This window comes from Citrobacter sp. LUTT5 (assembly GCF_009905315.1).
Classification (GTDB): domain Bacteria; phylum Pseudomonadota; class Gammaproteobacteria; order Enterobacterales; family Enterobacteriaceae; genus Citrobacter; species Citrobacter freundii.
Genome location: NZ_CP047606.1, coordinates 1,644,101 through 1,667,439, shown reverse-complemented (window position 1 = coordinate 1,667,439; position 23,339 = coordinate 1,644,101). Strand labels below are relative to the sequence as shown.

At 51.6% G+C, this 23,339-nt stretch carries 14 protein-coding genes and 1 pseudogene; 10 read left to right on the top strand and 5 right to left on the bottom strand.

All coding sequences use genetic code 11. The features are described 5' to 3' along the window. Positions 1-98 precede the first annotated feature (98 nt). Positions 99-1,199, bottom strand: coding sequence for a porin OmpC (locus GUC46_RS07820; RefSeq protein ID WP_057101391.1), 1,101 nt, complete (start codon positions 1,197-1,199; stop codon positions 99-101). 738 nt (positions 1,200-1,937) lie between these two features. Here GUC46_RS07820 and rcsD point away from each other — a divergent pair. Then, positions 1,938-4,607 (top strand): phosphotransferase RcsD, encoded by a 2,670-nt coding sequence (rcsD, locus tag GUC46_RS07815; RefSeq protein WP_003845134.1) that lies wholly within the window; start codon positions 1,938-1,940, stop codon positions 4,605-4,607. Between the two features lie 16 nt (positions 4,608-4,623). Beyond that, on the top strand, positions 4,624-5,274 hold the full coding sequence (gene rcsB, locus GUC46_RS07810; protein WP_003027592.1) for a response regulator transcription factor RcsB: 651 nt from the start codon (positions 4,624-4,626) through the stop codon (positions 5,272-5,274). Between the two features lie 112 nt (positions 5,275-5,386). Here the strand turns inward: rcsB and rcsC are convergent, their stop codons facing one another. Both rcsC and gyrA read right to left on the bottom strand, forming a co-directional pair. Further along, positions 5,387-8,233 (bottom strand): two-component system sensor histidine kinase RcsC, encoded by a 2,847-nt coding sequence (rcsC, locus tag GUC46_RS07805; protein WP_160180001.1) that lies wholly within the window; start codon positions 8,231-8,233, stop codon positions 5,387-5,389. Positions 8,234-8,354: 121 nt separating this feature from the next. After that, positions 8,355-10,991 (bottom strand): DNA topoisomerase (ATP-hydrolyzing) subunit A, encoded by a 2,637-nt coding sequence (gene gyrA / locus GUC46_RS07800; protein ID WP_003027598.1) that lies wholly within the window; start codon positions 10,989-10,991, stop codon positions 8,355-8,357. A gap of 158 nt (positions 10,992-11,149) precedes the next feature. On the opposite strand from gyrA, the gene ubiG reads away from it, so the two are divergent. The 5 genes and pseudogenes from ubiG to GUC46_RS24025 all read left to right on the top strand — a co-directional run. After that, positions 11,150-11,878 (top strand): bifunctional 2-polyprenyl-6-hydroxyphenol methylase/3-demethylubiquinol 3-O-methyltransferase UbiG, encoded by a 729-nt coding sequence (gene ubiG, locus GUC46_RS07795; RefSeq protein ID WP_003027601.1) that lies wholly within the window; start codon positions 11,150-11,152, stop codon positions 11,876-11,878. Between the two features lie 488 nt (positions 11,879-12,366). After that, the gene (nrdA, locus tag GUC46_RS07790) at positions 12,367-14,652 is read left to right on the top strand and encodes a class 1a ribonucleoside-diphosphate reductase subunit alpha (protein ID WP_048215880.1); all 2,286 of its coding nucleotides are present in this window, start codon (positions 12,367-12,369) and stop codon (positions 14,650-14,652) included. A 110-nt stretch (positions 14,653-14,762) separates the two neighbouring features. Next, entirely contained in the window at positions 14,763-15,893 is a 1,131-nt protein-coding gene (gene nrdB, locus GUC46_RS07785; protein WP_003027605.1) for a class Ia ribonucleoside-diphosphate reductase subunit beta, read from the top strand. After that, entirely contained in the window at positions 15,893-16,147 is a 255-nt protein-coding gene (yfaE, locus tag GUC46_RS07780) for a ferredoxin-like diferric-tyrosyl radical cofactor maintenance protein YfaE (protein WP_003027609.1), read from the top strand. Before nrdB ends, yfaE begins: the two co-directional genes overlap by 1 nt. Before the next feature lie 21 nt (positions 16,148-16,168). Further along, a pseudogene (locus tag GUC46_RS24025) lies at positions 16,169-16,258 on the top strand (hypothetical protein); the annotation flags it as partial. 62 nt (positions 16,259-16,320) lie between these two features. Here GUC46_RS24025 and glpQ read toward each other — a convergent pair. Continuing rightward, positions 16,321-17,388 (bottom strand): glycerophosphodiester phosphodiesterase, encoded by a 1,068-nt coding sequence (gene glpQ, locus GUC46_RS07775; protein ID WP_003839410.1) that lies wholly within the window; start codon positions 17,386-17,388, stop codon positions 16,321-16,323. Between the two features lie 3 nt (positions 17,389-17,391). Then, a complete protein-coding gene (gene glpT, locus GUC46_RS07770; RefSeq protein ID WP_003027615.1) occupies positions 17,392-18,750 on the bottom strand; it encodes a glycerol-3-phosphate transporter in 1,359 nt (452 codons plus the stop codon). 270 nt (positions 18,751-19,020) lie between these two features. Between glpT and glpA the strand changes: the two genes are divergently transcribed. From glpA to glpC, 3 genes are read left to right on the top strand one after another with little or no spacing between them, the layout of a single operon-like run. After that, complete coding sequence (gene glpA, locus GUC46_RS07765) at positions 19,021-20,649, top strand: anaerobic glycerol-3-phosphate dehydrogenase subunit A (RefSeq protein WP_003845117.1); 1,629 nt, start codon at positions 19,021-19,023, stop codon at positions 20,647-20,649. Further along, positions 20,639-21,898 carry a glycerol-3-phosphate dehydrogenase subunit GlpB gene (gene glpB / locus GUC46_RS07760; protein ID WP_102190544.1) on the top strand — a complete coding sequence of 420 codons (1,260 nt, stop codon included), beginning with the start codon at positions 20,639-20,641 and terminating at the stop codon, positions 21,896-21,898. The genes glpA and glpB overlap by 11 nt, the downstream gene beginning before the upstream one ends. Beyond that, a complete protein-coding gene (gene glpC / locus GUC46_RS07755; protein ID WP_003027620.1) occupies positions 21,895-23,085 on the top strand; it encodes an anaerobic glycerol-3-phosphate dehydrogenase subunit GlpC in 1,191 nt (396 codons plus the stop codon). Before glpB ends, glpC begins: the two co-directional genes overlap by 4 nt. Positions 23,086-23,339: the final 254 nt, after the last annotated feature.

Sequence of the window (23,339 nt, the reverse complement as noted above, 5' to 3'; positions counted from 1 at the left end):
CGAACGCGCGCAAGAGTACACCAAAAATCGTTGTTTGTACGGCGGAAAAACAGCATTAAAAAAGGCCCCGCAGGGCCTTTGATAACAATAAATGTAGATTAGAACTGGTAAACCAGACCCAGCGCTACGATATCATCGGTACCGATACCTGCGTCACGGGTGAACTGATTGTCATCCAGCAGGTTGATTTTGTAATCAACATAGGTGGACATGTTTTTGTTGAAGTAGTAAGTCGCACCAACATCAACATATTTCACGATGTCTTCGTCGCCATAGCCACGGCCCAGGTCTTTACCTTTAGACTGCAGGTAAGCCACGGACGGACGCAGACCGAAGTCGAACTGGTACTGAGCAACCGCTTCGAAATTCTGTGCTTTGTTAGCCCAACCCATGGAGCCTGCACGCGTTGCGTTGTAGGTCTGAGTGTACTGAGTTGCAAAGTAGAAGTTGTTCGCGTCGTATTTAATACCACCGGTATAGGTTTCAGCACGGTCGCCGGTACCGAAGTTCAAACGGTTCTGTTCGTCGGTACGTTTGGAACTGGTGACTGCAGTACCCAGAGAGAAGCCTTCGCCGATATCATAAGTGATAGATCCGCCAACGCCGTCGCCATTCTGACGCAGTGCTTCACGACCGTTGTTGGTCACGCCGGTCATGCCTTCGCCTTCCGGGCTACCGTTTTTACCCTGATACTGCAGGGCAAAGTTCAGGCCATCAACCAGACCGAAGAAGTCGGTGTTACGGTAGGTCGCGAAACCGTTACCACGCTGCTGCATGAAGTTGTCAGAACCGTAGGTGTCGCCGCCGAATTCCGGCAGAACGTCGGTCCAGGACGTTACATCGTAAACTACGCCGTAGTTACGACCGTAGTCGAAAGAACCAACATCAGCGAATTTCAGACCCGCAAACGCCACACGCGTCCAGGAGTTGTTCTGAGATTCAGGCGCGTTACCCTGAATCTGGTATTCCCACTGGCCGTAACCGGTCAGTTGGTCATTAACCTGAGTTTCGCCTTTGAAGCCGATACGCATATAGGTTTGGTCACCGTCAGCGCTTTTGTCATCGGAGAAATAGTGCAGACCGTCGACTTTGCCGTACAGGTCTAATTTGTTGCCGTCTTTGTTATAAATTTCAGCCGCATTCGCTGCGCCTGCTACCAGCAGTGCTGGTACCAGGAGGGACAGTACTTTAACTTTCATGTTATTAACCCTCTGTTATATGCCTTTATTGCTTTTTTATGCCACTGCATACTGATTAAGGTCATTAACCAGTCGGCAACTTCATTCTCCGCAAAAACACAGAATAATCCAACACGAATATGATACTAAAACTTTTAAGGTGTTTCATTTATCTGCATAGATGTTTCAAAACATTAATACAAGGGAACTTTTTTAAAATCAAAAAATAGGCAAAATAAGCACAAATAATCAAGAATCATATTTATAATCTTTAAAATCAATTAATTACACGAAAAAATCTTATAGCACTGAATGACAAAAAAAAATCTTCACTCGCAACTAAAATAGACCCGCTATCATCATTAACTTTATTTATTACCGTCATTCATTTATGAATGTCTGTTTACCCCTATTTCAGCCGAATGCTCAGCGTTCGGTTTTTTTTTACCCTTCTTTACACAAAACTTACCTTTCTGTGCTACCGATGCAAAACTATAACGACTATTAACTATCTCATAGCACTGCGCTCAGATATAAGCCTGACAAATAATTGATTGTTATTTAATGCTAAATGTATACTTTCCGTACGAATATTTGTACCCGCCGTTATCCACTGTACACCTTTGCACCGTCACGGGTGCAACCAAATGAGGCGTAAAAAATGCAACCTCTGCCGCGCGGTGTAAGTGTGGTAATTCATACATTACCCTTTATACTGCCCCTTCATCTTTCGCGTCGTTTAACAGGTCATAAACACGAATGAGTCAGTCTGACACAACGGTTTCCACCCGATTCTCCCTGTTGCCAGGAAGTATTACCCGTTTCTTCTTATTACTGATCGTTGTGCTGTTGGTGATGATGGGTGTTATGGTCCAGAGCGCCGTCAACACCTGGTTAAAAGATAAGAGCTATCAGATCGTCGATATTACCCATGCCATTCATAAAAGGGTCGATACCTGGCGATACGTGACCTGGCAAATCTATGACAACATTGCCGCCTCAACCAGTTCGCCGGGTGCAGAAGGGCTGCAGGAAACGCGTCTGAAACAAGACGTCTATTATCTTGAGAAGCCGCGCAGAAAGACCGAGGCGCTGATTTTCGGCTCGCATGACAGTTCTACATTGGAAATGACCCAGCGCATTTCAACATATCTGGATACGTTGTGGGGCGCAGAGAATGTCCCATGGTCAATGTATTACCTGAATGGTCAGGACAACAGCCTGATCCTAATCTCGACGTTACCGCTGAAAGATCTTACCTCCGGTTTTAAAGAATCGACGATTGGGAATATTGTCGATTCCCGGCGCGCTGAGATGCTGCAACAGGCTAATGCGCTAGATGAACGTGAAAGTTTCTCTTCACTGCGCCGTCTGGCCTGGCAGAACGGGCATTACTTCACGCTACGCACGACCTTTAATCAGCCAGGACATCTGGCAACGGTTGTCGCCTTTGACCTGCCGATTAATGACTTGATCCCGCCCGGTATGCCGCTGGACAGTTTCTATCTGGAACCTGATGCCACCTCAACGACCGAGCACCTGAATGAAAAAGAGTCGCCTGACAGCGTCAGCATTAATTTCAACAACAGTAAAATTGAGATCTCTTCGGCGCTAAACTCAACGGATATGCGGCTGGTATGGCAGGTTCCGTTTGGCTCATTGCTGCTCGACACATTGCAAAGCATTCTGCTACCGCTTTTGCTGAACATTGCGTTGCTGGCCCTGGCGCTATTTGGCTATACCACTTTTCGCCACCTCCCAGTCCGTTCCACCCAAGTGGCGCCAAACCTTGCGGCAAATAATGAACTGCGCGTTCTTCGCGCAATCAATGAAGAGATTGTTTCCCTTCTGCCACTGGGATTACTGGTACACGATCAGGAAGCAAATCGTACGGTTATCAGCAACAAAATTGCCGATCACCTGCTGCCGCATTTAAATCTGCAAAACATTACCAACATGGCAGAGCAGCATCAGGGAATCATTCAGGCCACCATCAATAATGAACTGTATGAAATCAGACTGTTTCGCAGCCAGATCTCCCCGAGAACGCAGATCTTTATCATTCGTGACCAGGACCGCGAAGTGCTGGTCAATAAGAAGCTGAAACAAGCGCAGCGGCTGTATGAGAAAAATCAGCAGGCCCGCGCGGCCTTTATGCAGAATATTGGCAGCGCGCTGAAAGACCCCGCGAAAACGTTGGCTGCCAATGCCGCCGCGCTCAATACACCGGACAGCCAGAAACTGGCAAATCAGGCCGACGTTTTGGTGCGAATGGTGGACGAAATCCAGCTAGCCAACCTGCTGGAGAACGATGCCTGGAAAGGTGAATCCACACTGTTTTCCGTGCAGGCATTAATTGACGACGTAGTTCCGGAGGTTCTGCCAGCCATTAAGCGTAAGGGGCTGCAGCTACTGATTAAAAATCACCTTAGCGCCCATGATGAACGCCGTGGCGATCGCGATGCCTTGCGCCGTATTTTGCTGCTATTGATCCAATATGCGGTAACCACCACGCAGATTGGTAAAATCACGCTGGAAGTCGACCAGGATGAGTCAGAGGCTGAACGCCTGACCTTCCGCATTCTGGATACCGGGCAAGGCGTCACATTGAATGAAGTTGATAATCTCCATTTCCCGTTCATCAATGACACGCAGGGCGATCGGTATGGCAAAGCCAACCCTCTGACGTTCTGGTTGTGCGATCAGTTAGCCCGTAAGCTTGGCGGACACCTGAATATCAAAGCGCGGGAAGAACTTGGAACACGTTATATAGTCCATGTTAAAATGCCACTGCACGATCAACATGCTGATAGTGAAGAGCGCCTGTTGGATGACGTCTGCGTAATGGTTGATGTCACCTCAAATGACGTACGTAGCATTGTATTACGTCAGCTGGAAAACTGGGGGGCAACCTGCATCACGCCCGATGAACGGTTGAATAGTCAAGAATATGATCTCTTTTTAACGGATAATCCGTCTAATCTTACTGCTTCAGGCCTACTTTTAAGCGATGATGAGTCTGGCGTGCGGAAAATTGGCCCTGGCCAACTGCGCGTTAACTTTAATATGAGCAATGCTATGCAGGAAGCTGTCCTTGAGCTGATTGAAGAGCAACTGGCGCAAGAAGGGTTCCAGGAACTCCCCCTCGGCGGAGATGAAAACGCCGAACTTCATGCCAGTGGTTACTACGCTCTCTTTGTAGACACAGTACCGGATGATGTTAAGAGGTTGTATACTGAGGCGGCTATCAGCGATTTCGCTGCGTTAGCCCAAACGGCCCATCGCCTGAAAGGCGTGTTTGCCATGCTTAATCTGGTACCCGGCAAGCAGTTATGTGAAGCGCTGGAACATCTTATTCAAGAGAAAGATGCTCCAGGTATAGAAAAATACATCAGCGACATTGACGTTTACGTCAAGAGCTTGCTGTAGCAAGGTAGCCCAATACATGAACACTATGAACGTAATTATTGCCGATGACCACCCGATTGTACTGTTCGGTATTCGTAAATCACTTGAGCAAATCGAGTGGGTAAATGTTGTCGGCGAATTTGAAGACTCCACTGCACTGATCAACAATTTGCCTAAGTTGGATGCGCATGTGTTGATTACCGACCTCTCCATGCCGGGAGATAAATACGGTGATGGGATCACGTTAATTAAATATATCAAGCGTCATTTCCCGAGCCTGTCGATTATCGTCCTGACCATGAACAACAATCCGGCTATTCTGAGCGCGGTACTGGATCTCGATATTGAAGGGATTGTACTGAAGCAAGGTGCGCCAACCGATCTGCCGAAAGCGCTTGCCGCACTACAGAAAGGTAAGAAATTCACCCCGGAAAGCGTGTCTCGTCTGCTGGAAAAAATCAGCGCCAGCGGCTATGGCGACAAACGTCTGTCACCGAAAGAGAGTGAAGTTCTGCGTCTGTTTGCCGAAGGTTTCCTGGTTACTGAAATCGCGAAAAAACTCAACCGCAGTATTAAAACCATCAGTAGCCAGAAAAAGTCGGCAATGATGAAACTCGGTGTGGAAAACGATATCGCCCTGTTGAATTACCTCTCTTCCGTAACGCTGAGTCCCTCAGACAAAGAGTAATTCTTTTAACACCAAAGTGCCTAATGGCACGCCGTTTATCAGGCCTACGAATGACACTGCGTGGTGCGTGTTCCGTAGGCCGGATAAGGCAAGCGCCGCCATCCGGCATCTGTTATTCCCGCGCCTTCCTCACCCTTTCCGCATAGACCGTCAGAGTTTGCTTCAATACATCCAATGTCACTGGCTTAGACAGACAGCTATCCATACCCGATTCCAGGCAACGCTGCTTCTCTTCGGCCAGCGCGTTGGCCGTCACGCCGACAACTGGCAGCGTTAACCCTAACTGGCGGATACGCTGGGTCAGGCGATAACCATCCATGTTTGGCATGTTGACGTCACTCAGCACAATGTCGATATGATTTTTGCTGAGCACATTGAGCGCATCCACACCGTCATTCGCGGTTTTACACTGATATCCCAACGATCCCAATTGATCGGCCAGTAAGCGCCGGTTTATAGGGTGATCGTCAACAACCAGGATCATCATGTCATCGTTCGTCGCACCGCCTTTATCCGGGGTTGGCAGCGCCGTGGAGAGCTCTTCACTCCCCAACTCTACACTGTAGATATGTGCCAACAGCGCAGGCAGTTCATGCGGTGACGCCACGCTGTGTACCCATTCTCCAGGCTCTCTTTCCAGCGGAATGCCAATATGTCGGCGGCAGAAAATCACCGCTGCTCGCCCCTGCCAGGCCTGTTCCAGCACATCGTCGGCCACCAACAGGTCATCCGCATCGGACTGTTGTCCCTCATATCGCAACACCGTCATCCCAGTACGCGTCAGGCTGGATTCGAGAAAGTGGTACAGTGACGCATTACGTACTGCCAGCCAGCAACGTGTGCCAGCCAATCCTTCAACACCCTTTTTCAGCGGATACTGTGCGCCATAAAGCGGAATACGCAGCGTAAACTGGCTCCCCATTCCCGGCTCGGAATCGACGGAAATATCCCCATCCATCATGCTGATCAGTTTTTCACAGATCGCCAAACCAAGTCCCGTTCCCTGGAAATTACGCTGTACGCCAGTCCCCACCTGGAAGAAAGGATCGAACAACCGAACCACCTCTTTGGCTGGGATCCCTACACCGGTATCACGCACTCGAATGCTCAGGTAGTCGCCGCTGCACTGCACGTGCAACACAATACAACCGGTATCGGTAAACTTGATTGCGTTACTCAGTAGATTAGAAATCACCTGTTGTAAACGCATCGGATCGCCATTCAGCGCCACAGGCACATCCGGATCGATAAAGCAGTACAACCCCAACTGCTTGCGGACCACCAGCGGCAAATAGTTAGCCGTAATATGGTTCATGACTTCACGCGGTGAAAACTCTCGCGGTTCAATCTTCAGCTGTTCAGATTCAATCTTTGAGAAGTCGAGAATATCGCTGATAATTTTCAGCAGCAGGCTGGAAGAGTTATTCATCGCCGTTACCAGACGATCCACCCCACTCGGTAACTCTTTGGTTTGCAACAAATCAAGGTTACCGATAATGCCATACAGCGGTGTACGTAGCTCATGGCTCACCGTCGCAAGGAACATCGATTTTGACTGGCTAGCCTGTTCCGCCGCCTGTGCCATCTCCTGCAACGACTCTTCCATTTTAACGCGCGCACTGACATCAACAAGGACACAAATTGCCACGTTTTCATTACGATAGCGCGAGTGCACAAAGCTGATTTGCAGATTGGTATTGTTGCTGGTCAGCACATCAACAAAATTGACCTGTTGGCCGCAAATAATTTGCGTTAACCGCTGACGGTCTTCATGCGTCAGCATGTTCAGATAGGTGTGCGCCAGTTCGTTACTCAGGATATTAATGCCATCCATCGTGCGCAGAATACAAATACCCACCGGCGCAGAAGCCACGATTTTACGGTTAAACTGCTCATGTTCTTCCAGCCGCTGAGCATCACTTTCCGCTGGAATAAAAATGCGCCGTTCATACATGCGCGTGAGCATAAACAATGCCGCCCCGACCAGCACGTTCAGCAATATAGCGTTCAGGATCATCATGCGGATCCGCTCCAGCACCAGGTCGACAGGAACGGAGTACACGATGCTCAGGGAGGACGGAGGCAGATTTTTCTTCAGTACCAGCTCGCGGAAACCTGGCGTGTAACCAAACCAGGAGCGCTCCTGCATCCAGTGGGGCTCAGCCTTAATATTCCCTTCAGGGCCGGTGAGAGAAATTAGCGCATGGCCATTTTCGTCGAGGATGGTCACGCCCATCGGTAAACTACCCGGTGTGAAGAAATTCTCCATGCGAATAGGCTGCTCTACGCCCAACAGCGCCTGGAGACGATTGGCGAGGTAAACCGGCGTCAGTGCATAGAAATACCCTACTCCCGGACGCGGCCCCTGGCTAATCCAGAACAAGTTGTTGCCGTTTTCTTCTTGCGTAGCATTGCGATACTTAATAATGCGCTCATGCAGAGCCTTCAGGGCCTCGTCTCGTTCGACGGGCATATCACGCAAACCGAAATTGGCCATACAGAGGTTGTCGCTGCCGATCAGGAACACTCGATTTAAATCATAAGCGGCGGAAAAGTTGTCGCGCCAGTAGCGCATAAACCATGCCAGTGATTCCAGGGAACCTCGCCAGGCGTTGCCCATTACGGAACAATCGGAGTCGGCAAACAGCGGCTCAAAATTAGGCACGACGGTTTTATCATCTCGCGCCCGCAACGACATCACGCCGTTTTCCGCTGTTAAGCGATTTTCGGCAATATATTTCAGCTCTTTAATCACATCAGAGGTGCGCTGAATGTAACGTTGGGCCTGATCGGAGCTGAGATTAAGCTCCTGATGGATTTCAGACTCTCGCTGGTGCAGCGCATTCACAATGTAAAACACGGAGGCAAACGCAATCAGACACCAGATAACGAGCGCCAGCGCTCTGAACAGGTAGCGTGAGACTTTTAGGGTTGAATGAACGGAAGCAAGGTATTTCAAAGGGGCGAAGCTCCGCCTCAGGGCATTAATAGAGTGTGGTTAAGGTAGCGGTAAATGTCTTTTGTCGCAATGCCATTAAAAAAAGGGCCGGAGTTCTCCGGCCCTTCTTATTACGTTTTAATTACTCTTCAGCGTCATCCGCTGCATCATCATCGCTTTCCGCTTCAGGCGCGATATCCTCGTCACCTTCAGCTGCACTTCCGTCGATGGAGTCGAGCTCTTCATCATCAACCGGTTCAGCAACGCGTTGCAGACCCACAACGTTTTCGTCTTCCGCAGTACGGATAAGGATAACACCCTGGGTATTACGCCCTACCACGCTGATTTCCGACACGCGAGTACGTACCAGCGTACCTGCATCGGTGATCATCATGATCTGGTCGGTATCTTCAACCTGTACTGCGCCAACAACGGAGCCATTACGCTCGGTGACTTTGATGGAGATAACACCCTGCGTGCCACGAGACTTGGTTGGGTATTCGCTTTCCGCTGTACGCTTACCGTAACCGTTCTGCGTGACGGTCAGGATTGCCCCTTCACCGCGTGGAACGATCAGGGAAACAACGGAGTCTTCACCTGCCAGTTTGATCCCGCGAACACCGGTCGCCGTACGACCCATCGCGCGAACTGCGTTCTCTTTAAAACGCACCACTTTACCGGCAGCAGAGAACAGCATAACTTCGTCATTACCGGACGTCAGATCAACGCCAATCAGTTCGTCGCCTTCGTTCAGGTTGACGGCGATAATACCGGCAGAACGCGGACGGCTGAATTCGGTCAATGCCGTTTTCTTCACGGTACCGCTGGCGGTTGCCATGAAGACGTTGACGCCCTCTTCGTACTCGCGTACCGGCAGAATTGCGGTGATACGTTCGTTCGCTTCCAGCGGCAGCAGGTTAACGATTGGACGTCCACGCGCACCACGGCTCGCTTCCGGCAGTTGATAAACCTTCATCCAGTACAGACGACCACGGCTGGAGAAGCAGAGGATCGTGTCATGGGTGTTGGCCACCAGCAGGCGGTCGATAAAGTCTTCTTCTTTAATGCGTGCTGCAGATTTGCCTTTACCGCCACGACGCTGCGCTTCGTAATCGGTTAACGGCTGATATTTCACGTAGCCCTGATGAGACAAGGTCACGACAACATCTTCCTGGTTAATCAGATCTTCGATGTTGATGTCAGCGCTGTTCGCGGTAATTTCGGTCCGACGCGCGTCGCCGAACTGTTCACGAATCAGCTCCATCTCTTCACGGATAACTTCCATCAGACGATCTGCGCTGCCCAGAATGTGCAGCAGTTCAGCGATCTGTTCCAGCAGCTCTTTGTATTCGTCGAGCAGTTTTTCGTGCTCAAGGCCGGTCAGTTTCTGCAAACGCAGATCCAGAATAGCCTGAGCCTGCTGTTCAGTCAGGTAGTACTGACCGTCACGCACGCCAAATTCCGGCTCCAGCCATTCAGGACGCGCGGCGTCATCACCAGCACGTTCCAGCATGGCGGAAACGTTGCCCAGTTCCCACGAACGCGCAACCAACGCGGCTTTCGCTTCTGCCGGGGTCGGCGCACGGCGGATCAGTTCAATGATCGGATCGATGTTCGCCAGCGCAATCGCCAGCGCTTCAAGGATGTGCGCACGGTCGCGGGCTTTACGCAGTTCAAAGATAGTACGACGAGTTACGACTTCACGGCGGTGACGTACGAACGCGGCAATAATATCTTTCAGGTTCATGATCTTCGGCTGGCCATGGTGCAATGCAACCATGTTGATACCGAAGGAAACCTGCAATTGGGTCTGGGAGTAAAGGTTGTTCAGAACCACTTCCCCGACCGCATCGCGTTTCACTTCAATCACGATGCGCATACCGTCTTTGTCAGACTCGTCACGCAGCGCGCTGATGCCTTCTACGCGTTTGTCTTTTACCAGTTCGGCGATTTTCTCAATCAGGCGCGCTTTGTTTACCTGATACGGAATTTCGTGGACGATGATGGTTTCACGACCCGTTTTGGCATCCGCTTCGACTTCCGCGCGTGCGCGAATGTACACTTTGCCACGGCCGGTACGGTAGGCTTCTTCGATACCACGACGACCGTTGATGATCGCTGCAGTCGGGAAGTCCGGACCCGGAATATGTTCCATCAGCCCTTCAATGCTGATGTCTTCATCGTCAATATATGCCAGACAGCCGTTGATCACTTCAGTCAGGTTGTGCGGCGGAATGTTGGTCGCCATACCTACCGCGATACCGGACGAACCGTTCACCAGCAGGTTAGGAATTTTGGTCGGCATGACGTCAGGAATTTGTTCGGTGCCGTCGTAGTTATCGACGAAATCAACCGTTTCTTTTTCCAGGTCAGCCATCAGCTCATGGGCGATTTTCGACATACGGATTTCCGTATAACGCATCGCCGCTGCGGAGTCGCCATCGACAGAACCAAAGTTACCCTGACCATCTACAAGCATGTAACGCAAGGAGAATGGCTGCGCCATACGAACAATGGTGTCGTAAACGGCGGTATCACCATGAGGGTGGTATTTACCGATTACGTCACCAACGACACGGGCAGATTTTTTATAGGCTTTATTCCAGTCGTTGCCCAATACGTTCATGGCGTAAAGTACGCGACGGTGAACCGGCTTCAGGCCATCTCGGACGTCTGGCAGCGCACGGCCAACAATGACCGACATCGCATAATCCAGATAGGAGCTCTTCAGCTCTTCCTCAATGTTGACCGGTGTAATTTCTCTCGCAAGGTCGCTCATCTAACCGCTATCCCTCTACTGTATCCCGGATTCAAAGGTCGCAAATTATAACACATACGTGAAGATTCAGGTAAATGGATTCCCCCTGACAGAGGCTTTATTCATCCCGTCAGGCTGATATACTCATTTGCATCGCAAATTTAGGAGTAGAAGCCCCAATGAATGCCGAAAAACCCCCGGTTACTCACAACGTTGACCATGAAGAAATTGCCAAGTTTGAAGCAGTCGCATCACGCTGGTGGGATCTTGAGGGTGAATTTAAGCCACTGCACCGTATTAACCCGCTGCGTCTGGGCTACATTACTGAGCGCTCAGGTGGCCTGTTTGGTAAAAAGGTTCTCGACGTCGGCTGCGGCGGCGGCATTCTGGCGGAAAGCATGGCGCGCGAAGGCGCAACCGTCACCGGGCTGGACATGGGCTTTGAACCGTTACAAGTCGCAAAACTGCATGCGCTGGAGAGCGGCATCCAGGTGGAGTACGTACAAGAAACTGTCGAAGAACATGCGGATAAGCATGCGCATCAGTATGACGTTGTGACCTGCATGGAAATGCTGGAGCACGTACCAGATCCGCAGTCGGTGGTCAGGGCCTGCGCCAGACTGGTTAAACCGGGCGGCGAAGTCTTTTTTTCCACGCTTAACCGCAACGGCAAATCCTGGCTGATGGCGGTGGTCGGAGCGGAATATATTCTGCGGATGGTGCCGAAAGGCACGCATGATGTGAAAAAATTCATTAAGCCCGCTGAACTGTTAGAGTGGGTTGACCAGACCGTGCTGAAAGAGCGTCATATGACCGGCCTGCACTACAACCCCATCACCAACACCTTCAAACTCGGTCCGGGCGTTGATGTGAACTATATGGTGCATACCACCGCCAAAAGCGAATAAACCAGCGTTCATGGCCTTATGACGCTGGATTGTAGGCCGGATAAAGCGCGCCAGCGCCGCCATCCGGCACGACTCCGGGCTTTAACGCCTGATGGCGCTTCGCTTATCAGGCCTACGTTATTACGCATCGCCTACCAATCCTGAGTAGTACCGGTACAGCAATTTTTGCGCCAGATCATAAGAACTTTCCTTACCTTAGATGAAGAAATCAGCACTCGATCAAAATTTCTATTTTTTTTCTCAATTATTGACATCCCCGCCAGGCCTTATAAGACGCGCACTTAGCGATTCTCACCCTTTTGCAACCTCAATTTAACCTCAAAATCAACTCTTGTGCTGAAAAGAATCCCTACTAGAATACTCACCATATAGCGTCTATTTTATCAAACAACCCCTACATATAGTATTTATCCACAGACTTAGTCACAACATGACTCTGTGGATAATATGGGGGATATTTTTTCTTTCACGGACAGGTAAAAAACCACATGAATCAGAGTCTGCTGGTGACAAAGCGTGATGGTAGTACAGAGCGCATCAATCTCGACAAAATCCACCGAGTTCTGGATTGGGCGGCAGAAGGACTGAATAACGTATCGATCTCTCAGGTCGAGCTGCGCTCCCACATTCAGTTTTATGACGGTATCAAGACCTCCGATATCCATGAAACAATCATCAAAGCTGCCGCCGACCTGATCTCCCGCGAAGCGCCGGATTATCAGTATCTGGCCGCCCGTCTGGCGATTTTCCATCTGCGCAAAAAAGCCTACGGCGAGTTTGAACCGCCAAAACTGTTTGACCATGTCGTGAAAATGGTTGAAATGGGCAAATACGACAATCATCTGCTGGAAGACTACACGGAAGAAGAGTTCAAGCAGATGGACTCGTTCATCGTACACGATCGTGATATGACCTTCTCCTACGCTGCGGTGAAGCAGTTAGAAGGCAAATATCTGGTGCAAAACCGTGTTACCGGTGAGATCTATGAAAGCGCACAGTTCCTCTACATTCTGGTAGCAGCCTGCCTGTTTTCTAACTATCCGCGTGAAACACGTCTGCAATATGTGAAACGTTTCTACGACGCTGTTTCTACATTCAAAATCTCGCTGCCGACGCCGATTATGTCCGGCGTGCGTACCCCAACGCGTCAGTTCAGCTCCTGCGTTCTGATCGAGTGCGGCGACAGCCTTGACTCCATCAACGCAACCTCCAGCGCGATTGTGAAATACGTTTCTCAGCGTGCCGGTATCGGCATTAACGCCGGTCGCATCCGTGCGCTGGGTAGCCCGATTCGCGGCGGTGAAGCGTTCCACACCGGTTGTATTCCGTTCTACAAGCATTTCCAGACTGCGGTTAAATCCTGCTCTCAGGGTGGCGTACGCGGCGGTGCAGCCACGCTGTTCTACCCAATGTGGCACCTGGAAGTTGAAAGCTTGCTGGTCCTGAAAAACAACCGTGGCGTCGAAGGCAACCGCGTTCGTCACATGGACTACGGCGTACAGATCAACAAACTGATGTACACCCGTTTGCTGAAAGGCGGCGACATCACCCTGTTTAGCCCGTCCGACGTCCCGGGTCTGTATGACGCGTTCTTCGCCGATCAGGATGAGTTCGAACGTCTGTACACCCAATATGAAAACGACGACAGCATCCGCAAACAGCGCGTGAAAGCGGTTGAGCTGTTCTCACTGATGATGCAGGAACGTGCCTCTACTGGTCGTATCTATATTCAGAACGTTGACCACTGCAACACCCATAGCCCGTTTGATCCGGTTGTCGCGCCGGTACGCCAGTCCAACCTGTGCCTGGAAATCGCCCTGCCGACCAAACCGCTGACCGACGTTAACGATGAAAACGGCGAAATTGCGCTGTGTACGCTGTCCGCATTTAACCTGGGCGCTATCGAAAGTCTGGACGAACTGGAAGAACTGGCCGTACTGGCGGTACGTGCGTTGGATGCGTTGCTCGATTACCAGGATTATCCGATTCCGGCCGCCAAACGCGGTGCGATGGGGCGTCGTACGCTGGGTATTGGCGTTATCAACTATGCCTACTGGCTGGCGAAAAACGGTAAACGCTACTCTGACGGCAGCGCCAATAACCTGACTCACAAAACCTTTGAAGCGATTCAGTATTACCTGCTGAAAGCGTCTAACGAGCTGGCGAAAGAGCAAGGCGCATGCCCGTGGTTTAACGAAACCACCTATGCGAAAGGCATTCTGCCGATCGATACCTATAAAAAAGACCTGGATGCTATCGTCAGCGAATCCCTGCATTACGACTGGGAAAGCCTGCGCGAATCAATTAAAACTCACGGTCTGCGTAACTCCACGCTCTCCGCTCTGATGCCGTCCGAGACCTCTTCGCAGATCTCCAACGCCACCAACGGTATTGAACCACCACGCGGTTACGTGAGCATCAAAGCATCGAAAGATGGAATTCTGCGTCAGGTCGTGCCGGACTACGAACACCTGCACGACGCATACGAACTGCTGTGGGAAATGCCGAACAACGACGGCTATCTGCAGCTGGTAGGTATCATGCAGAAATTTATTGATCAGTCGATTTCTGCCAACACCAACTACGATCCGTCGCGCTTCCCGTCCGGAAAAGTACCGATGCAGCAGTTGCTGAAAGACCTGCTCACCGCCTACAAATTTGGTGTCAAAACGCTGTATTATCAGAACACCCGTGACGGTGCGGAAGACTCTCAGGACGATCTGGTACCGTCCATTCAGGACGATGGCTGCGAAAGCGGCGCATGTAAGATTTAATCTTTTGCCGGGTGGCGTAGCGCTTACCCGGCCTACAAATTAATTCGCGGTATTGTAGGCCGGATAAGCAAAGCGCATCCGGCAGTACATTCCAGACAGGATTCACATCAATGGCATACACCACTTTTTCACAGACGAAAAATGATCAGCTTCTGGAACCGATGTTCTTCGGCCAGCCGGTGAACGTCGCCCGCTACGATCAGCAAAAATATGACATCTTTGAAAAACTGATCGAAAAGCAGCTCTCTTTCTTCTGGCGTCCGGAAGAGGTCGATGTTTCTCGCGATCGTATCGATTTCCAGGCATTGCCGGAACATGAAAAACATATCTTCATCAGCAACCTGAAGTATCAGACGCTGCTGGACTCCATTCAGGGACGTAGTCCAAACGTCGCGCTGCTGCCGTTAATCTCGATCCCTGAACTGGAAACCTGGGTGGAAACGTGGGCGTTTTCTGAAACAATCCATTCCCGCTCCTACACTCATATTATTCGCAATATCGTTAACGATCCGGCGGTGGTGTTTGACGATATCGTCACTAATGAGCAAATCCAGAAACGCGCAGAAGGTATTTCCAGCTACTACGACGAACTGATCGAGATGACCAGCTACTGGCATTTGCTCGGTGAAGGTACGCATACCGTTAATGGCAAAACGGTTGTCGTAAACCTGCGTGAGCTGAAGAAGAAGCTGTATCTGTGCCTGATGAGCGTCAACGCGCTGGAAGCGATCCGCTTTTATGTCAGCTTCGCCTGCTCCTTCGCATTCGCCGAACGTGAACTGATGGAAGGCAACGCGAAAATTATTCGTCTGATCGCCCGCGACGAAGCCCTGCATCTGACCGGTACTCAGCATATGCTGAACCTTCTGCGCAGCGGTGTGGACGATCCGGAGATGGCGGAAATCGCTGAAGAGTGCAAACAAGAATGCTACGACCTGTTTGTACAGGCCGCGCTGCAGGAAAAAGAGTGGGCGGACTATCTGTTCCGTGATGGCTCAATGATTGGCCTTAACAAAGACATTCTGTGCCAGTACGTTGAGTACATCACCAACATCCGTATGCAGGCTGTCGGACTCGATCTGCCATTCCAGACACGCTCTAACCCGATCCCTTGGATCAATACCTGGCTGGTGTCTGACAACGTCCAGGTCGCACCGCAGGAAGTGGAAGTCAGCTCTTATCTGGTCGGTCAGATCGATTCGGAAGTTGATACTGACGATCTGAGTAACTTCCAGCTCTGATGGGCCGCGTGACTTTGCGCATCTCTGGCACACAACTGCTGTGCCAGGATGAACATCCTTCCCTACTTGCCGCACTCGAGTCGCACGATGTTGAAGTCGAATATCAGTGTCGTGAAGGCTACTGCGGCTCCTGTCGTACCCGCCTGGTGGCGGGACAGGTTGACTGGATTGCAGAACCTCTGGCCTTCATTCAACCGGGTGAAATATTGCCCTGCTGTTGCCGGGCAAAAGGCGATATTGAAATAGAGCTGTAACGCAAGGCGGGATAAAAATTGTTACTGGCAAAAGAGCCGCCGATGAACGGCAGCCCTTTATTTCTCCTGCAGGCATGTAGGAAAACGTTAACAGCAGACGGCCTTATCTAGCAGTTAATCACGTTTCGTCCAATAAGGCCTGTGACCGGAGGTGCATCACAGGCCTTATGCCATTACTCTTTATTCAGGAATTTCACTGCTTTGTCGGGGAAGTCGGTGAACAGCCCGTCAACACCCGCTTTGTTATAAAGAATGTCATACAGCTGGTTTACGTCAGTGGTGTAATCCGGCAACTGATCGGCGCGAACGGTATAAGGATGCACCACCATCTTATTCTGATGTGCGTCCTGCACCATGCCAGTTAACGAGATATTGCCCTTCTTCGACTTCTCATCAATCAGCATGTGGTAGTCCGGCCCAATGCCGTCCGCATACTGCGCAACCTGCTTCATGGCACCCGGTTTAAACATCCAGTCGTAGTTGTAATTAACCCAACTGCCGTCTGGCTTTTTCTCCTGAGTTTCATTCCAGTCAGTGTACGCAATCAACTGTACCAGATTGAGATCCATCCCCATCTTCGGTTCCAGTTCATTCTTAATGCGCTTTAACTCTGCGACATCAAAACACTGCAGATAGACCTTGTCGTTCTTGTCGGTGTACCCGTACTTTTTCAGTACTTCCAGCGTTTTAGCCGCAATGTCCTTCCCTTCCTGATGATGGAACCACGGCGCTTTCATTTCCGGGTAAATGCCGATGTTTTTACCGGTTGAATGATTTAATCCCTGAACGAACTCAATCTCTTCTTCGAAAGTGTGCACACGGAAATCAGATTTACCCATCGGGAAACGCCCCGGGTAGGTCTGGACCTTTTTGCCATTTTCGATATCAAAGCCTTCAGTAAACTTCAGCGACTTGATCTCATCCAGCGTAAAGTCGATAGCATAGTAACGCCCATCTTTACGCGCGCGATCCGGGAAACGCTCGGCAACATCGGTGACGCGGTCAAGATAGTGGTCATGCAGGACGACCAGATGGTCGTCCTTAGTCATCACCAAATCCTGTTCCAGGTAATCCGCTCCCTGAGCATAGGCCATCGCTTTCGCAGGTAACGTATGCTCCGGTAGATAACCGCTGGCGCCACGGTGCGCAATCACGACTTTATCTGCGGCAACCGCCGCGCTGCTCACAACCATACCTGCCAGCATCAGCGCCACGCTGAGACTTTTCAATGTGGTTTTCATCTATTAGCCCCCGTTACGCTTGAGCTGCATCTCTTCGTGATGGCGTTTTTCGCCAATCATGACGACTACCAGCAGAATAACCGCCAGCACGCTACCGCCAATCATCACCATAAAGCCGCCGTCCCAACCGAAGAAGTCAACGGTGTAGCCGACAATGGCGCTCGCAGCCACAGAACCGCCGAGATAACCGAACAGACCAGTAAAGCCAGCCGCCGTACCTGCCGCTTTTTTCGGTGCCAGTTCCAGCGCATGCAGACCAATCAACATGACCGGGCCGTAGATCAGGAAGCCGATGATAATCATACAAGCCATATCTACGTTCGGGTTGCCTGCCGGGTTCATCCAGTAAACGATAGTCGCAATCGTCACCAGCGTCATAAAGAACACGCCGGTCGCGCCACGGTTTCCACGGAAGACTTTATCCGACATCCAGCCACACAGCAGCGTGCCCGGAATACCCGCATATTCATACAGGAAGTAGGCCCAGGATGATTTATCCAGTGCAAAATGCTTCACTTCTTTCAGGTAAGTCGGCGACCAGTCCAGGATGCCGTAGCGCAGCAGATAAACAAACACGTTGGCGATAGCGATGTACCACAACAGTTTGTTCGGCAGTACGTACTGCATGAAGATCTGCTTCGCAGTCAGCTCTTCTTCCGCTTTCTCGTTGTAATCGTCCGGATAATCGTTCTTGTACTCTTCGATTGGCGGCAGACCACAGGACTGTGGCGTATCACGCATCAAAGCAAAAGCAAACAGCGCGACAACGATCGCACCGAAAGCAGGCATGTACAGCGCCGCTTTCCAGTCATTGAACCAGGCCATACCCAGCAGGAACAACAGAGGAGGCAGACCGCCACCCACGTTATGCGCACAGTTCCAAACGGAAACGATGCCGCCACGCTCTTTCTGCGACCACCAGTGCACCATGGTACGACCACACGGCGGCCAGCCCATCCCCTGGAACCATCCGCAGAGGAACAGCAGCACAAACATTACCGCGATGCTCGATGTCGCCCACGGCACAAAGCCCATAAACAACATCACTGCCGCAGCCAGTATCAGACCCGCTGGCAGGAAAACGCGCGGATTCGAGCGATCCGAAACGGACCCCATGATGAATTTCGAAAATCCGTAAGCAATGGAGATACCGGACAACGCAAAACCCAGATCTCCACGCGAGAACCCCTGCTCAACCAGATACGGCATCGCAAGGGCAAAGTTCTTACGTACCAGATAGTACGCGGCATAACCAAAGAAAATCCCCAGAAAAATCTGCCAACGTAATCGACGATATGTCGGGTCGATCTCCGCTGCAGGCAAACGCGCCGTGTGTGACGCTGGTTTAAAAATGCTCAACATAGTGTAGCCTCCGTGGCCGTCTTTCATTCGAAGTAAACACTGCAGTTCGTCATTACTACCCTACCGCTCCCAGTGTGGCCGCGATGTTAAGGAAAGATACATAACAAAAATGTGAAACGCAGCACATATTGTTACAGATTTATGACAAATGTTCATAAAGGCGCACGAAATCACGTTTCATTTTCGAATAATGAGCGATTATGCGCGAAATCAAACAATCCATGTTTTTTATGTGGCTAAATGATAAAAAACGAACTGTGAGGAAAAACAATGAAAACTCGCGACTCGCAAACAAGTGACGTGATTATCATTGGTGGAGGAGCAACAGGTGCAGGGATCGCACGCGATTGTGCGCTGCGCGGGTTGCGCGTCATCTTAGTGGAACGCCACGATATCGCCACAGGTGCGACCGGGCGCAACCACGGCCTGCTGCACAGCGGTGCACGCTACGCCGTCACCGATGCTGAATCTGCCCGTGAGTGCATCAGCGAAAACCAAATTCTGAAACGTATCGCCCGCCATTGCGTTGAGCCAACGGACGGTCTGTTTATTACCCTGCCGGAGGATGAGCTCTCCTTTCAGGCGACCTTTATTCGCGCCTGTGAAGAAGCAGGGATTCGCGCAGAAGCGATTGACCCTCAGCAGGCACGTATTATCGAACCTTCCGTGAATCCACAGCTGATTGGTGCGGTAAAAGTGCCGGACGGCACGGTTGATCCTTTCCGCTTAACCGCCGCCAACATGCTGGATGCGCGTGAGCATGGCGCGGTTATCTTAACGGCGCATGAAGTGACAGGACTGATTCGCGAAGGCGCGACGGTTTGCGGCGTTAACGTGCGCAATCATCTGACGGGCGAAATGCAGTCCCTGCATGCACCGGTTGTCGTTAACGCCGCCGGGATCTGGGGTCAACGCATTGCGGAATATGCCGATCTGAGCATCCGTATGTTCCCGGCCAAAGGTTCGTTGCTGATTATGGATCATCGCATTAACCAGCATGTCATCAACCGCTGCCGTAAACCGTCTGACGCCGATATTCTGGTGCCAGGCGATACCATCTCATTGATCGGTACCACCTCGCAGCACATTGATTACGATGATATCGACAGCAACCGCGTCACCGCAGAAGAAGTCGACATTCTGCTGCGTGAAGGCGAGAAACTGGCGCCGATTATGGCGAAAACACGCATTTTACGCGCCTACTCCGGCGTGCGTCCGCTGGTGGCCAGCGACGACGATCCCACCGGTCGTAACGTCAGCCGTGGGATTGTACTGTTCGATCACGCAGAGCGTGACGGACTGGAAGGGTTTATCACCATTACCGGCGGCAAACTGATGACTTACCGCCTGATGGCGGAATGGGCTACCGATGCTGTTTGCCGTAAGCTGGGCAATACCCAGCCTTGCACAACCGCAGACACCGCGTTGCCTGGCTCACAGGAATCTACCGAGCATACGCTTAAACGCGTTATTTCGTTACCTGCGCCGCTACGCGGTTCGGCAGTCTATCGCCATGGGGATCGTACCCCAGCGTGGCTGAGCGAAGGCCGTCAACATCGCAGCCTGGTCTGTGAATGCGAAGCGGTCACCGCAGGCGAAGTGCAATACGCCGTCGAGAATCTAACCGTCAACAGTCTGCTCGATTTACGTCGCCGTACCCGCGTCGGAATGGGGACCTGCCAGGGCGAATTGTGTGCCTGTCGCGCTGCAGGTTTGCTGCAACGTTTTAATGTCACTACCGCGGCACAATCCATTACTCAGCTTTCCGACTTCCTCAACGAACGCTGGAAAGGTGTGCAGCCTATCGCCTGGGGAGATGCACTGCGCGAAAGCGAATTCACTCGCTGGGTTTATCAAGGGTTGTGTGGTCTGGAAAAGGAGCACCAGGATGAAATTTGATACCGTCATTATCGGCGGCGGCCTCGCTGGACTGCTATGCGGCCTGCAACTGCAAAAAAGCGGACTGCGCTGCACGATTGTTACCCGCGGCCAAAGCGCCCTGCATTTTTCCTCCGGCTCACTGGATTTGCTCAGCAGCTTACCCGATGGTCAACCGGTGACGGATATAGAAGCGGGTTTGAATGCGCTGCACACTCAGGCACCCGCACATCCGTATAGCACCATCGGAACGCAGAACGTTCTGGAACTGGCCCAGCAGGCGCAAAATTTACTGGAAGAATGCGGAACGCATTTGCAAGGCAACGTGCATCAGGCACATCAACGTGTTACCCCGCTGGGCACCCTGCGCTCAACCTGGTTAAGTTCCCCGGAAGTGCCGGTCTGGCCGCTGTCCGCGCAGCGTATATGCGTTGTAGGGATTAGCGGGTTACTGGATTTTCAGGCGCATCTCGCCGCGGCGTCATTACGCCAACGTAATCTCAGCGTCGAGACGGCAGAAATCGAACTGCCGGAACTGGATGTCCTGCGTGATAACCCAACCGAGTTTCGCGCCGTCAATATTGCGCGCCTGCTGGATAACGAAGATAAATGGTCGCTGCTCTATGACGCATTGCTGCCAATGGCAAAAGCCTGCGACATGATAATCATGCCGGCCTGCTTTGGTCTGGCAGATGAGCGGCTCTGGCAGTGGCTTAACGAGCGCCTCCCCTGCTCGCTGACACTGTTACCGACCCTACCTCCTTCGGTACTGGGCATGCGTTTACACAACAAATTGCAGCGCCAGTTTGTGCGCCAGGGCGGTGTGTGGATGCCGGGTGATGAAGTGAAGAAAATCACCTGTCAGGACGGCGTAGTCAGTGAAATCTGGACCCGTAACCATGCCGATATCCCGTTGCGTCCACGCTTCGCCGTACTCGCCAGCGGCAGCTTTTTCAGCAGCGGTCTGGTCGCCACGCGCGAGGCCATCCACGAACCGATCCTCGGACTGGATGTACAGCAAACCGCCACCCGCGCCGAGTGGTATCAACGCGACGTCTTCGATCCGCAACCGTGGCAAAAGTTTGGCGTCACAACCGACGCTACGCTGCGCCCGTCACTGGCGGGTAAAACGGTAGAAAATATGTATGCCATCGGTTCTGTTCTCGGTGGTTTCGACCCTATTGCCGAGGGTTGCGGAGGCGGCGTATGCGCAGTCAGCGCCTTACACGCCGCACATCATATTGCGAAACGTGCAGGAGGACAGCAATGAGCGACACACGTTTTGAAAGTTGTATCAAATGCACGGTGTGCACCACCGCCTGCCCGGTAAGCCGCGTCAACCCTAGCTACCCGGGCCCTAAGCAGGCCGGCCCGGACGGTGAGCGTCTGCGCCTGAAAGATGGCGCGCTATATGACGATGCGCTGAAATACTGCATCAACTGTAAACGCTGCGAAGTGGCCTGTCCGTCAGACGTGAAAATCGGCGATATCATCCAGCGCGCGCGCGCCAAATACGACACGACGCGCCCATCGCTGCGTAACTTCGTCTTAAGCCATACCGATTTAATGGGTAGCGTTTCCACCCCCTTTGCCCCAATAGTGAATACCGCCACCTCACTAAAACCGGTACGTCAGTTGCTGGATTACGCGCTAAAAATCGATCATCGCCGTACGCTGCCGAAGTACTCCTTTGGCACCTTCCGCCGCTGGTATCGCAGCATTGCCGCACAGCAGGCGCAGTATCAGGATCAGGTCGCCTTTTTCCACGGCTGTTTTGTGAATTACAACCATCCCCAGCTTGGCAAAGACCTGATCAAGGTGTTGAATGCGATGGGAACCGGCGTGCAACTGCTGAGTAAAGAGAAATGCTGTGGCGTGCCGCTGATTGCTAACGGATTTACAGATAAAGCGCGTAAGCAGGCGGTCAGCAACGTGGCCTCACTCCGGGAAGCGATTGATGGCAAAGGCATTCCGGTGATCGCCACCTCATCAACCTGTACCTTTGCGCTACGTGATGAATATCCGGAAGTGCTGGATGTCGACAACTCAGGCCTGCGAGAACACATTGAACTGGCAACCCGCTGGCTGTGGCGCAAGCTGGATGAAGGTAAAACGCTGCCGCTGAAAACGCTGCCACTGAAGGTGGTCTATCACACGCCATGTCATATGGAGAAAATGGGCTGGACGCTTTACACGCTGGAGCTACTGCGACAAATTCCGGGGCTGGAGCTGACAGTGCTGGATTCTCAGTGTTGTGGGATTGCCGGGACTTACGGCTTTAAAAAGGAAAACTATCCGACTTCACAGTCTATTGGCGCACCGTTATTCCGCCAAATTGAAGAAAGCGGCGCTGATATCGTCGTCACCGACTGCGAAACCTGTAAATGGCAGATTGAGATGTCTACCAGTAAGCGTTGCGAACATCCCATCACCCTGCTTGCCAAAGCGTTGGGTTAAACCTGTTGCCCGGTGGTATTTGCTGCCGGGCATTTTTTGCGTAGCCCATTCCGCTTAATTGAATACGTTGCAATCGGACATATTTTTCTCTGATTCATCCACGCAAAGACCCCATTTCCCGCATGCAGCGCATATTAAAAGTGGATACCGTCACGCCATCTTCTCTATCAGTTACAAGCACCATTAGTTACAAGCACCGCTAATGACAGCCAGCTACAAACGCTATTTAATTACCTGCTACGGTACGGTGACGT